A 12884-nucleotide genomic window follows, 5' to 3' on the forward strand; every position below is an offset into this window, starting at 1 on the left:
GGCAGTTTCGCCCCCGCAGCCATTCTTCGCCGTTGAAGATTGGCGAAATCCGTCGTGACATCCGATCTCCCCCCTTGCGGGGGAGATGGTCGGCAGACCAGAGGGGGGTGTGACGGAACGCAGCGTTCATTCAAACACGCAGCGCGGGAAGTAGAACGATACCACCCAGTTCGGCATGTCGACGATCTCGCTGATCCTGAGATCGCCGCAGACCGAAACCAGCATGTAGGCCTCGACCGGGTCCATTGCGTAGCGGCCGGCAAGCAGATCGATCATCTGCGAGACCGCTTCCCTGGCGCCCGTCATCAGGTCCGGTCCGATGCCGGTCGTCACCTCGTAGCCCTTGGCGTCGAGATGGCGCGTCACCGGGCCCGGCGTGGTGAAGCGCGGTGTCTTCAACCGCGCATTTTTAACCAGGTCGAGCTTGAGCACGACATCCATCGGGCTTTCGATCGCCGTGCCGCACACTTCGCCGTCGCCCTGCGCGGCATGCGTGTCGCCGACCGAAAACAGCGCACCGGCCACCTCCACCGGCAGATAGAGCGTGGTGCCGGCCGCGAGATCGCGGATGTCGAGATTGCCACCGACGCGCCTTGGCGGCACAACCGAGTGGAGGCCCATTTCAGCCGGCGCGTTGCCGATGGTGCCGGCAAAGGGTTTTAGCGGCACCCGCGCATGCTTGCCGAACAGCGCCGACTCGAGCGAGGCGGCGTCGTATGTCCAGATGTTCAGCGCCGGCTCCGGAAAATCGTCGGCGAGCAGGCCAAACCCCGGAATGTTCGCCGTCCAGCCGAAGCCGGACGGCTTGAACGCCTCAATTGTGATCTTCAGCGCGTCGCCCGGCTCAGCCCCATCGACATAGATGGGCCCGGTGACGGGGTTCACCTTGGCGAAGTCGAGCAAAGCGACGTCGGCAACGGTGCTGTCGGCCTGAAGCTGGCCACCCGACGAATCGAGGCACTGGAACTCGATCGTCGAACCGGGCGCCACCCGCTCAGTCGGGACAAAGGAATTGTCCCAGCCGAAATGGTGATGGCGCCCGTGGATGGTGTAGTCGCAGTTATTGCACATCGGTCACATACACATTGTCGTAGTTGATCGGGATATGGACCGGGTCGACGTAGAGATTGTCGGCGCCGCCCATCCGGGGCGATTTCATGGTGAAGCGCTGCTCGTTGAAGACCGGCACCCAGGGCGCGTCTTCCATGATCTTGCCGTAGATCGCGCTCCACATCCTGGCACGTTCGCCTGATTTGGCCGGATCGACGATCGAGTCAGCCTCCGCCGCCTTGGCGTCGAGATCCTTGTTGCAGTACCACGACCAGTTCCAGCCGCCCGGAACCGCGCCGGCGCAGCTGAGGATCGGCCCGTAGAAATTCGACGGATCGGGGAAATCGGCGATCCAGGCCATGCCGCCGGACCAGATCATCGGCGCGCCGGCCTTGTCGCCGCCGGCCGCGATGACATTGGCCTGCGCGAGCGACTGGATGCTGGCCTTGATGCCGACTGCCGCCAGGTCCTGCTGGATCGCCTGGGCGATGCGCGGGTTGGGGTCGGTGTTCATGGCGAACAGCTGCGTGTCGAAACCATCGGGATGACCGGCCTCGGCAAGCAAAGCCTTGGCCTTGGCCACGTCATAGGGATAGCCCTTGAATTCCTTGTCGTAGCCGGGCATCGATGGCGGCAGCGGCTGGTTGGCCGGCACCGCGCGGTTGTTGATCAGCTGGACGATACGGTCCTTGTTGATCGCCATGTTGACCGCTTGCCGCACCTTCACATTGTCGAACGGCGCCATGGTGGTGTTCATGGTGATGTAGCCGGTGTGCAACTGGCCGCCCTCGACGACACGGGCCTTCTGCTCGGGATCGGCCATCACCTCCTGGAACTTGGCCGGCGGAATAACGTCGCCGAGCACGTCGATCTCGCCCTTCTGCAGCCGCAGCAGGGCGACGATCGGCTCCTGCCCGATCTCGAAGGTGACCTTGTCGAGATGCGGCAGGCCCTTGTGCCAGTAATCCGGGTTGCGCTCGAAGACGACGCGCTGGCCGAGCGTCCATTCGGCGAACTTGAAAGCCCCGGTGCCGACCGGATGCTTGCCAAAATCCGCGCCGTATTTCTCGACCTCCTCCTTCGGCACGACATGCGAGAAGTTGATGGCCATGACATGCAGGAAGGTGGCGTCGGGCCGGGTCAGCTCGAACTTGATGGTGTAGGGGTCGACGACGGTGACGCCCGCCAGGCTTTCCGCCTTGCCTGCAGTTACATCCTCATGGCCCTTGATCGAGCCGAAGAAGCCGGCGCCCGGGCTCTGCGTCTCCGGATTGGTGACGCGATCGAGCGAATATTTCACGTCGTCGGCGGTCATCTCGCGGCCATTGTGGAACTTCACCCCTTGGCGCAGCTTGAAGGTGAAGGTCTTGCCGTCGGGCGCAATCTCGTAGCTCTCGGCGAGGTCGGGCCGCAGATTGGTGGTGCCCGGCTCGTAGTCCATCAGCCCGTCGAACAGGCTCTTGATCATCGACCAGTTCTGCCAGTCATAGCCGATGGCCGGATCGAGGGTGGCGACGTCGTCCTTGTAGGTGATGGTGATCGCGCCGCCCGGCTTGGCGTTCGGATCGACGGCGTGTTCGGCGCGGGCGCTTGTCATGCCGAGCATCAGCGCGAGCGCCGATACCGCAACGGTGGAGGTCAAGAATTTCTTCATCTCATGTTCCCTTTCTCTGGTTGTTACCGGTCTTTTTTTGGTTTTCATCTGAGCTTGATGCGCGGGTCGATGAACGGTGCGACGGTGTCTGCCAGGAGATTGCCGAGCACGATGGCGAAGGCCGAAACCAGGGTGACGCCCATGATGATCGGAATGTCGACGCGCTGGATGGCCTGCCAGGCAAGCTGCCCGATGCCGGGCCAGCCGAACACGCTTTCGACCACCACGATGCCGCCCATGAAGATGCCGATGTCGATGCCGATCATGGCGATGACCGGCAGGATGGCGTTGGGCAGTGCATGGCGGAAAATGATGGCGCCGCGCGCAAGACCCTTGGCGCGGGCGGTCCGCATATAATCCTGGCGCAGCACGTCGATCATCGACGAGCGCATCATGCGGGCGTACCAGCCGGCGCCGAGTATTCCCATGGTCAGGGACGGCAGCACCAGATGGCGCCAGGTGCCGTAGCCGCCGATCGGAAACCAGCCGAGCTGCACGGCGAATACGTAAAGGAGCAGCAGGCCGACGACGAACTGCGGCGCCGAGACGCCGACAAAGGACGCGACCATCAGCGTCTGGTCGGTGGCGGTGCCGCGCCTGACGGCGGCAACAAGGCCCATCGTCAGGCCGATCGCCAGCTCGCAAAGGATGGCGCCGACCATCAGCAGCAGGCTTGCCGGCAGCCGCGAGACGATGAGCTCCGTGACCTCTGAACGCTGGATGTAGGAGCGGCCGAGATCGCCGCTGAGCAGGCTGATCAGATAGTGCCAGTACTGGATGAAGAAGGGCTGATCGAGGCCGAGCTGCCGGCGGATGTTCTCGACCGTTTCGGGCGTGGCACTGCGGCCGGCGATCTGGCGGACGGGGTCGGCGGGCAGCAGGTAGAGCAGTGCAAAGGTGATCAATGAGACGCCGAGCAGGATGAGCACGGACTGGATAACGCGGCGGCCGAGATAGGCGATCATGCCCGGCCCCTTTGCGTCGGATCGAGGATGTCGCGCAGCGCATCGCCGATGAGGTTGAAGGCCAGCGCCAGCGCCAGGATCGCCGCACCAGGAAAGAAGACCAGCCAGGGCGCTGCCTGAAAGTATGTCTGGTTCTCGAAAATGATGTTGCCCCAGGATGCGGTCGGCGGCTGCACGCCGATGCCGAGATAGCTGAGCGTTGCTTCGAGCAGCACCGTGGTCGAGATGCCGAGCGTGCCCCAGACGATGATCGTCGGCAGCAGATGCGGCAGGATATGGCGAAACAGGATGCGTGGCGCGCTGGCCCCGATCGTACGCTCGGCGTCGATGAACTCGCGCTCGGCGAGCGAGCTGGTCTCGGTGTAGATGACCCGCGCGGTCTGCACCCAGTTCACCAGAGCGATCACCATGGCAACGATCCACAGGCTCGGCTGGAGCACCGCCGCCAGGCAGATGGCGAGCAGCAGCGCCGGAAAGGCCATCATCAGATCGGTGAAGCGCATCAGCGCGCCACCGATCCAGCCGCGGAAATAGCCCGCGGTGACGCCAACCAGCGTGCCGATCAGAAGCGCCACGCCGTTGGCGACGATGCCGATGATCAGCGAGGTGCGTGCGCCGAAAAGGATGCGGGTCAGCAGATCGCGGCCGAGCAGATCCGTGCCCAGCCAGAAGCTGGCATTCGGCGGCAAGGGCGCGCCTTCAAGCGTCAGCCCGTCGAACATCTGCTCGTTCGGATCGTAGCCCGTCAGCCACGGCGCCAAAATGGCGCCGGCCACGACGACGGCAACGATCACCAGGCCGATCAATGCCAGGGGACGCTTGACCAGGCGCCGCCAGACGCCGGCGCGCGGCCTGGCCGGCATGCGCCCGGTTGCCGGAAGATCAGGCGCGATGGGATTGGTCATCGCCGCCTTCTTCTTCCGTCATCGCCACGATCCGGCGCGCGGCCTCCTCGACGCTGATCTGCCAGCTCATCGCCAGCGACCGGAGCTGCGCATAGGCGCGGCCGTCCTCGGCACCTTTCGACAAGGCCGCCACCGCGCGCACGATGGTCTGGCGCTCTGCGACGCGCAGGCGAAGCGACGAGATCTCGCTTGCCAAAAGCTTGCGCGCCTCGAAACTCTGCCGTGCGATCAACAGGGCGCTGTAGACGCCGGCATTGCCGACCGGCTTCAGCAACTGGGCGTCGGCCTTGTGCGACAGCGCCCACTCGATGCGGCCCGGCGCTTCGGAGCCGATCAGCGCCACCAGCGGCATCGGCGCCTCGCCCGGCGCCCACGGGAATTGTTCGTCGAAGCCGAGATCGGCATCGAAGAAGACGAAGTCCGCCGCCAGCGCCTCGGCCGGCAGTTCCGGCCAGCAGCCGACCGTCTCGAGGCCGATGGCCGACAATTGCCGCGTGATCGCCTGCACCGTCGGATGCGGACGATGCAGGACAAAGGCCCTGGCGCCGCCGAGGTTCGGGATGCGCGGGACCTTGCTCACGAGACCACCCTCAGGCGTGGGCGGCCGAATGTCTCGGTCCGGTCATAGCGGGACAGATATGGATCGGGCGCGACACTCTTGGTCAGCGTGACGGTCTTGAACGCGGTGCCCTCGATGCGCCCGATCTGCACCGGCAAGGTGGCGTGCTGGGTTTGCGGATCGATGGAGATGTCGCCGAGCGGGGTTCGAAACGAGGTTCCGGCAAAGGCCTGGGAAAGGTCGGGCCATTGTGCGCCGGGATTGCGGGCGAGGATTTCGGCAAGCGTCCGCACCGAGGCATAGGCGGCCGCCTCGAAGGACGAGGCAGGCATGATGGAGGGCGCCGAATCGCCCTGGCGATCCGCTGCCGAGATGTCGTGAAAGTATGGCCCGACGGAAAGGTGGCCATTGCCCGCCCCGTTGAGCGCCGGCAACTCGCATTCGGTGAGATTGCAGGACAGGATCGGGCAGCGCTCCGGCCTGAAATGCGGGTCGCGTTCGGCGAGCTCGGCATAGGCCGCGATGAAGGCGTAGGACGAGGAGCCGATCAGGTTGTTCAGGACGAAATCCGGCCGGGTCGCATGGATCTCGGCGATCAGCCTGGAGACATCGACCTCGCCGAGCGGCAGATAGCGTTCGCCCAAAACCTTGCCGCCGGCGTCGGCGATCAGGTCGCGGGCGACACGATTGGTCTCCCAGCCCCAGATGTAGTTCGAGCCGAGCAGGAAACCGTTGGCGCCGAAGCGCGGCACGACATGGGCCAGCAGCGGGACGAGGTGCTGGTTTGGGCAAGCGTGCATGTAGACGACATGCTCGTTCGCTTCGAAGCCCTCATAGGGACAGGCATACCAGAGCGTGCCGCCGGCGCGCTCAAGGATCGGGATGACCTCCTTGCGGCTCCATGACGTAATGCAGCCAATGATGTGGCGCGCGCCGCTGTTGGCGAGAATGTCGGCGCATCCCGTCGCGTAGCCATCGATGTTGCCTTGCGGGTCGCGCTCGACCGGAACGAATTCGATCGGGATGGCAGGATCGGCATTGATGTCAGCGATGGCCGTCATCGCACCGGAACGGCAGGATTCGGACAGCAGGCGGTAGTTGCCAGACCGCGAGTACAGGATGCCGATTTCAATACGCCGTCCCAAGCAATTCCCCAAAATAACAATGCCCCGCAGCCGCCGCCGCGGAAGGCGAGGCATACGAGGCATTTTTGCCGCCCGGCGGTCGGAGCCGGTATTTTCCCCAATAGCGTATTCGGTACGGCGGGTCAGTCAAGCGGGAAAAGTGAAGGCCGGCCCGACGATGCTGCTGTAGAAGGGGGAGCGCCGTTCGGGCTTCACCAATTGTCGATGTCGGCGCTGCCCCTCATCGCCCTGCCGGGCACTTCTCCCCGTATAGTGACGGGGAGAAGAACGCCGTCACCGAGGATTTCGCCAATCGGCAGCGGTGCAGGAAATCCCCTTCTCCCCGTCACTATACGGGGAGAAGATGCCGGCAGGCAGATGAGGGGCAGCGCCGACCTGAAGCGGTTGCCCTGGCGTTTGAACAAGCCCCCCGCTCGGAGCGCCTCCGCCTACTCGCCGTAGACGTCGAAGGCAAAATATCTGTCGTTGATTTCCTTGTATTTGCCGTTGGCGCGCAGCGCGTCGATCGCCGCGTCGAGTTTTTGGGCCAGTTCCTTGTTGCCCTTCTGCAGGGCGATGCCGACGCCTGGGCCGTGGATGGCCGGGTCTGGCGCCAGGGTGCCGAGCAGCTTGCAGCAGGCGCCCTCGGGTTTTTGCAGCCATTCGGTCAGCAGGATCGAGCCGTCCATCACCGCGTCGAGGCGGCCGTTGACCATGTCGGTGCGGGCGTCGTCGCCGGTCGGATAGGGCTTTATCGTCGAGCCTGCGTATTTCTGCTCGGCGAAATTCTGGTGGATCGTGGCGCTCTGCACGCCAAGCGCCTTGCCTTTCAGGTCCTCGGGCGAGGTGCCGGTGACGGTCGAATCCTTGGGCACCGCGATGGCCGGCGGCGTCTGGTAGTATTTGTGGGTGAAGTCGACCTTCTCGGCGCGTTCCGGCGTGATGGTGATGTTGATGATGGCGTCGAACTTGCCGGCCTGCAGGGCCGGGATCGAGCCGTCGAAATCCTGCACGACGAATTCGCACTCGGTCTTCATCTCGGCGCACAGCGCCTTGCCGAGATCGATGTCGAAGCCGCCCAGCGTGCCGTCGGCATTGGCATAGTTGAACGGCGGATAGGCGCCCTCGGTGCCGAGCCTGAGTTTCTTGTCCTGGGCGGTGGCAGCGCCGGTGGCGAGCGCCAGGGCGACGGCAGCGGCAGCCAAGAAACGACCGAAAAGGCGCATGATCCAGATCTCCGTTGTGGAGCAAAGTCTACGGGGTTTTGTGGGCGCGGCGGAGACGGAAACGACATGCCCTGCGGCGATCACGGCGCGGCAAGGCCCGATTGGAGGCTTCGTCGGTCAGCCGGCTGCTCGTGCCCGCTCGGTGGCGGCCTGGTCGATTGCCGACCCATCCGCGGAAAGGGCAACGCCAAATTTCTCGCTGGCCTGTTCGGGCGTGTAATAGCCCAGGGCGACATCCCGCAGCACCAGTTGCGGATCGCGCTGCAGCGGATCGCCATAGCCGCCGCCGCCCGGCGTGCCGACGCGCACGCGGTCGCCGGTTTTTAGCGCGATGTCCTGCTCCTTGGAGAGATGCGGCGGCACATGCTCTTGGCCGTCGCGAAAAACGGTCACCGTGTTGACGGCGCCGTCCTTGCCGCCGAGCGCGCCTTGCGGCCCGAAACGGCCGTGATCCATGACGAAGGAGGCGCGGGCGTCGCCGCGCAGGATCTCGACCTCGTAGGCGAGGCCGAAACCGCCGCGGTGCCTGCCGGCGCCGCCCGAGCCCTCGCGCAGGGCATAGTGGCGGTAGAGCACCGGAAAAGCCTGTTCCATGATCTCGACCGGCGGCGATTTGGAAATGCCGATGGTCGAGCAGCCATTGGTCAGGCCGTCATGACCGGCATTGCCGCCATAGCCGCCGCCGGAGATCTGGTACATGACGTAATCGCGGCCGCGGGCCGGGTCGTTGCCGCCGAGCGCGAAATTGCCGCTGGAGCCGGCGGGAGCCGCCGTCACCTTGTCGGGCAGTGCCTGCACCATCGCCGCGAACACCGCCTCGGCGATGCGCTGCGAAACCTCGGCGGCGCAACCCGAGACCGGGCGCGGGTATCTGGCGTCGAGAAAAGTGCCTTCCGGCCGCTTGACGATCAGCGGCTCGAAGGCGCCGGCGCTGATCGGCACATCGGGGAAAATGTGGCGCATGGCGAGATAGACCGAGGACAAGGTCGTCGCCAGCACGCTGTTCATCGGCCCGGCGCACGGCTTTGACGAGCCGGAAAAATCGAAGCTGAGCGTGTCGCCCTTTTTCTCGACGGCCAGCGCGATGGTCAGCGGCTCGTTGACCACCCCGTCGGAATCGACGAAGGCTTTTGAGCGATAGATGCCGTCGGGAATGGCCGATATGTTGGCGCGCATCTGTTCGGCGGCGCGGCGGCGCAGTTCGGCGATCGCCTCGACGACTGTTTCGTCTCCGTAACGATCCAGGATTCCATTGAGCCGGTCCTGGCCGATCAGCAGTGCCGCTGCTTGCGCGCGGATGTCGCCGATGCGCTGGTCGGCAACCCTGATGTTCGAGCAGATGATGGCGTAGATCTCGCGATCGAGCACGCCCTGCTTGAACAGTTTCACCGGCGGCAGCCGCAAGCCTTCCTGCTCGACCGCCGTTGCCGAGGCGGAAAAGCCGCCCGGCACCGAGCCGCCGATATCGGGCCAGTGGCCGGTGTTCGACAGCCAGCAAAAAATCTTGCCATCGCGGTAGACCGGCATGGCGAAGCGCACATCCATCAGATGGGTGCCGCCGAGATAGGGGTCGTTGACGATGTAGATGTCGCCGGGCTCGGGCGGCAGGCAGCGTCCGTCGGCGATCATATCGATCACCGTCCTGGTCGAATACTGCATCACGCCGACGAACACCGGCAGACCCTGGCTGCCCTGTGCGATCAGCGATCCGTCGACCGCCGAATAGATGCCGTCGGAGCGATCGTTGGCCTCGGCAATGACAGGCGAGAAGGCGGCGCGCGAAAACGTCAGGTCCATCTCGTCGCAGACCTGCTGCAGCGCCGCCTGGATGACCGAAAGCGTAATAGTGTCGAGAGTGATCATCCGCGCGGACCCCCACCCCTAACCCCTCCCCACAAGGGGGAGGGGGATGCTTGTTGGCGCTGAAAGCAGCAAATCGCTGCGTGTGGATGCCAGGAACTGGTGGCTCGACCCAATCCCCCTCCCCCTTGTGGGGAGGGGCTAGGGGTGGGGGTCCTCTTCGATGAAAGCCTTATCATAACTGCCCCACCTCGATGATGATGTTGCCGTCGGCGTCCGAGCGCGCCCGGTCGCCGGGCTCGAGCACGGTGGTGGCGTCCATCTGTTCGAGGATCGCCGGCCCCTCGATGACGGCGTCGAGCGGCAGCTTTTCCCTGATATAGACAGGCGTGTTGTGCCAGTGTCCGCCATACCAGACCGGCCGGATTTCGCGGCGCGCCTCATCAAGCGTTCTGGCGCGGCCAGCCGGGTCGATCAGCCGCGACAGGTCGATCGCCGGCCGCACGCCGGTGACCGAGGTGTTGAGGTTGACCAGATTGGCGCGGATTTCCGGCAGCTCGACCTTGAAGCGGGCGAAATAGGCCTTTTCGAACAGTTGCTGCAGGACGGGGCGCGTTACCGCGGACGACGGCAGCGGCACGTTGATGATGTGGGTCTGGCCGACGAACTGCATGTCGGCGGAATGGGTGACGCGGATCGTCTCCGGTTTTACTGCCTCTTTGCCGATCAGCTCCTCGCCTTCGTTTCGGTGCCGTTCCAATACGGCGTGAAGCTGGGTTTCATCAAGACCGGCCACCGGCTGATTGACGGTGTTGACGAAATCGTGCCTGAGATCGGCGACGACGCAGCCGAGCGCATTGGTGATGCCCGGCCGCGCCGGCACCAAGACTTTTGGCAGGCCGAGTTCGCGCGCCAAAGCCGTCGCATGCAGCGGCCCGGCGCCGCCGAAGGCGAACAGCGCGAAATCGCGCGGGTCGTGGCCACGCGATACCGAGACCATGCGGATGGCGCCGGCCATCTTGATGTTGCCGAGCCGCAGCACCGCACCCGCCGCCTCGACGCCGGACAGGCCGGTGGGGCGGCCGATCCTGTCTTCAAAAATGCCGGTGACGTGCTCTGATGTGACCGGATTTTCGACGGCAAGCAGCTTCTTCGGGGCCAGCCGGCCGAGCACCAGATTGGCATCGGTGATGGTCGGCTCGCTGCCGCCGCGGCCGTAGCAGATCGGGCCGGGATTGGCGCCGGCGCTTTCCGGGCCGATCTGGATCAGGCCGGCCGCATCGACGCGGGCGATCGAGCCGCCGCCGGCGCCGACCGTGTGCACCGCCACCATCGGCACATGGATCGGCATCGCATATTCGATCTCGATCTCGTTCGACACCGCCGGTTCGGCATTGCGAATCAGCGCCACGTCGGTCGAGGTGCCGCCCATGTCGTAGGTGACCAGGTTGTCGAAGCCGGCGCGTTTTCCGGTATAGGCGGCGGCGATGACGCCGGAGGCCGGGCCGGACATCACGGTCTTGGCCGATTCACGGGTGACGAAGCGGGCCGAGATCATGCCGCCATTGCCGTTCATGATCAGGAAGTCGCGGGCATAGCCTTTTGACCCCAATTCCTTGCGCAGCCGCTCGACATAGCGCTCGAGGATCGGCTGCACCGAGGCGTTGACCGAAGCGGTAACGCCGCGCTCGAATTCGCGCGCTTCCGACAGCAGCGCATGGCCCGTCGTGATGTAGCTGTTCGGCCAAAGCGCGGCGGCGATCTCGGCGGCGCGCCGCTCATGCGCCGGATTGGCGTAGGCATGCAGGAAATGGATGACGAGGGATTCGCAGCCGGCCGCGATCAATTGTGAAACCGCCGCGCGCATCTCGGCTTCGTCGAGCGGAATGCGCACCGCGCCCGAGGCTTCGACGCGCTCCGACACTTCAAGCCGCAGGTTGCGCGGAATGATCGGGACGAAGGTCCCGGTCATGCCATAGGCCTGCGGCCGCGTCCGCCGGCCGAGCTCGATGACGTCGCGAAAGCCGCGCGTGGTGACCATGCCGGTTTTGGCCAGGCGGCGTTCGAGCACTGCGTTGGTGGTGGTGGTCGTGCCGTGCACGATGAGGTCGATGCCGCGGATGGGAAAACCGGTGGCGTCGAGCGCCGAAACGACCCCAAAAGCCTGGTTGTCGATGGTGGTCGGGGTCTTGGCGATATGCACCTTGCCGCCGTGACGCCCGTCGATCAGAAGCAGGTCGGTAAAGGTTCCGCCGACATCGATGCCGGCGACGACGCTGCCCGAGGAATCCAGCGTCTGCGCCGAAAAATTCTCTTCCATTGTCGAAACCCGAAATGTCAGGACTACAGATATGTCTCAGTTTGGAAAGGTGTTTCAGCCTGGCGTCTTGACGCAAATATCATTTGTATACTAATAAATTCCGGACACAAGAGCTTACCGCTTGGCAGTGTGCAAACGGCACGCCGGAACCTGATCGGTTCGGGCGCGCAGGAGAAAGTTTGGCGTCAGCGCCCTCGTGTTGGGCCAGAAGGTTAGGTTTGATGAACACCACATCCGCGCTCAACACCGCCGGCGCCCGGCCGCTGCAGTTCCCAATTCCGGCCAATGTCTATGCCGAGACCGTCGTCTCGGTGAAGCACTATACCGACCGGCTGTTTTCGTTCCGCATCACCCGCCCGCAGTCGCTGCGCTTCCGCTCCGGCGAGTTCGTCATGATCGGCCTGCCCAATGCCGAAAAGCCGGTGTTCCGCGCCTATTCGATCGCCAGCCCGGCCTGGGACGACGAGCTCGAATTCTTCTCGATCAAGGTGCCGGACGGCCCGCTGACGTCTGAGCTGCAAAAAATCGAGATCGGCGACACCGTCATCATGCGGCAAAAATCGACCGGCACGCTGGTGGTCGACGCGCTGACCCCGGCCAAGCGCCTGTTCATGATCTCGACCGGCACCGGCATCGCGCCCTTCGCCAGCCTGCTGCGCGACCCCGATACTTTTGAGAAATTCGAGCAGGTCGTGCTGACCCACACCTGCCGCGACAATGCCGAACTGACCTACGGCCAGGAGCTGGTCGCAGAGCTGGAGAACGACCCGCTGATCGGCGAACTGACCGGCGGCCGCGTCACGCTCTACAATTCGACAACGCGCGAACCCTCCGAGCGCATGGGCCGCATCACCGCGCTGATCGGCTCGGGAAAATTTTTTACCGATCTCGGCATCGACAAGCTCGACCCCGAAACCGACCGCATCATGATCTGCGGCTCGATGCACATGCTCAGGGATGTCAAGGAACTGGCCGAAAGCCTCGGCTTCGAGGAAGGCTCGCTGCATCATCCGGCAAGCTTCGTCGTCGAGCGCGCGTTTGTCGGGTAGGTTCTTTCCTTCTCCCCTTGTGGGAGAAGGTGGATTGGCGCGCAGCGCCAAGACGGTTGAGGGGTGCTGGACGGAGTGCGGCGGTGCCAAGCTGGAACACCCCTCATTCGTCGCCTTCGGCGACACCTTCTCCCACAAGGGGAGAAGGGAGAGCGCCGCAGCGCTGTTCGGCTGATGTCACAGCTGGCTTTTTCAACTATGACCGCCTGAAGGACTCGTGAAGCGCTGCTTC

11 protein-coding genes are annotated in these 12884 nt (G+C 64.4%); 2 read left to right on the plus strand and 9 right to left on the minus strand.

What is annotated here, in order from left to right:
* Positions 1-126: 126 nt before the first annotated feature.
* The 9 genes from AC0L2R_RS05535 to AC0L2R_RS05575 all read right to left on the minus strand — a co-directional run bounded on the left by AC0L2R_RS05535 (position 127) and on the right by AC0L2R_RS05575 (position 11603).
* Positions 127-1071, minus strand: a complete 945-nt coding sequence (locus AC0L2R_RS05535) for an acetamidase/formamidase family protein (protein WP_473507992.1) — start codon at positions 1069-1071, stop codon at positions 127-129.
* Positions 1061-2656, minus strand: coding sequence for an ABC transporter substrate-binding protein (locus tag AC0L2R_RS05540; protein ID WP_473508079.1), 1596 nt, complete (start codon positions 2654-2656; stop codon positions 1061-1063). The genes AC0L2R_RS05535 and AC0L2R_RS05540 overlap by 11 nt, the downstream gene beginning before the upstream one ends.
* Positions 2657-2748: 92 nt before the next feature.
* Positions 2749-3669: an ABC transporter permease gene (locus AC0L2R_RS05545; protein ID WP_287065098.1), complete on the minus strand. Its 921-nt coding sequence runs from the start codon at positions 3667-3669 to the stop codon at positions 2749-2751.
* Entirely contained in the window at positions 3666-4574 is a 909-nt protein-coding gene (locus AC0L2R_RS05550; protein ID WP_128185641.1) for an ABC transporter permease, read from the minus strand. The genes AC0L2R_RS05545 and AC0L2R_RS05550 overlap by 4 nt, the downstream gene beginning before the upstream one ends.
* Positions 4552-5154, minus strand: coding sequence for an ANTAR domain-containing response regulator (locus AC0L2R_RS05555; RefSeq protein WP_473507993.1), 603 nt, complete (start codon positions 5152-5154; stop codon positions 4552-4554). Before AC0L2R_RS05555 ends, AC0L2R_RS05550 begins: the two co-directional genes overlap by 23 nt.
* Positions 5151-6278 (minus strand): transporter substrate-binding protein, encoded by a 1128-nt coding sequence (locus tag AC0L2R_RS05560; protein ID WP_473507994.1) that lies wholly within the window; start codon positions 6276-6278, stop codon positions 5151-5153. The genes AC0L2R_RS05555 and AC0L2R_RS05560 overlap by 4 nt, the downstream gene beginning before the upstream one ends.
* Before the next feature lie 428 nt (positions 6279-6706).
* Positions 6707-7483, minus strand: a complete 777-nt coding sequence (locus AC0L2R_RS05565; protein WP_473507995.1) for an ABC transporter substrate-binding protein — start codon at positions 7481-7483, stop codon at positions 6707-6709.
* A gap of 117 nt (positions 7484-7600) precedes the next feature.
* Positions 7601-9346 carry a hydantoinase B/oxoprolinase family protein gene (locus tag AC0L2R_RS05570; protein WP_473507996.1) on the minus strand — a complete coding sequence of 582 codons (1746 nt, stop codon included), beginning with the start codon at positions 9344-9346 and terminating at the stop codon, positions 7601-7603.
* A gap of 172 nt (positions 9347-9518) precedes the next feature.
* Entirely contained in the window at positions 9519-11603 is a 2085-nt protein-coding gene (locus tag AC0L2R_RS05575; RefSeq protein ID WP_473507997.1) for a hydantoinase/oxoprolinase family protein, read from the minus strand.
* A gap of 221 nt (positions 11604-11824) precedes the next feature.
* Here AC0L2R_RS05575 and AC0L2R_RS05580 point away from each other — a divergent pair, with 221 nt between their 5' ends.
* Positions 11825-12652 carry a ferredoxin--NADP reductase gene (locus tag AC0L2R_RS05580; protein WP_473507998.1) on the plus strand — a complete coding sequence of 276 codons (828 nt, stop codon included), beginning with the start codon at positions 11825-11827 and terminating at the stop codon, positions 12650-12652.
* 34 nt (positions 12653-12686) lie between these two features.
* Entirely contained in the window at positions 12687-12827 is a 141-nt protein-coding gene (locus AC0L2R_RS05585) for a hypothetical protein (protein WP_473507999.1), read from the plus strand.
* The last annotated feature ends 57 nt before the right edge of the window (positions 12828-12884 follow it).

The organism is Mesorhizobium sp. WSM4820 (assembly GCF_055811075.1).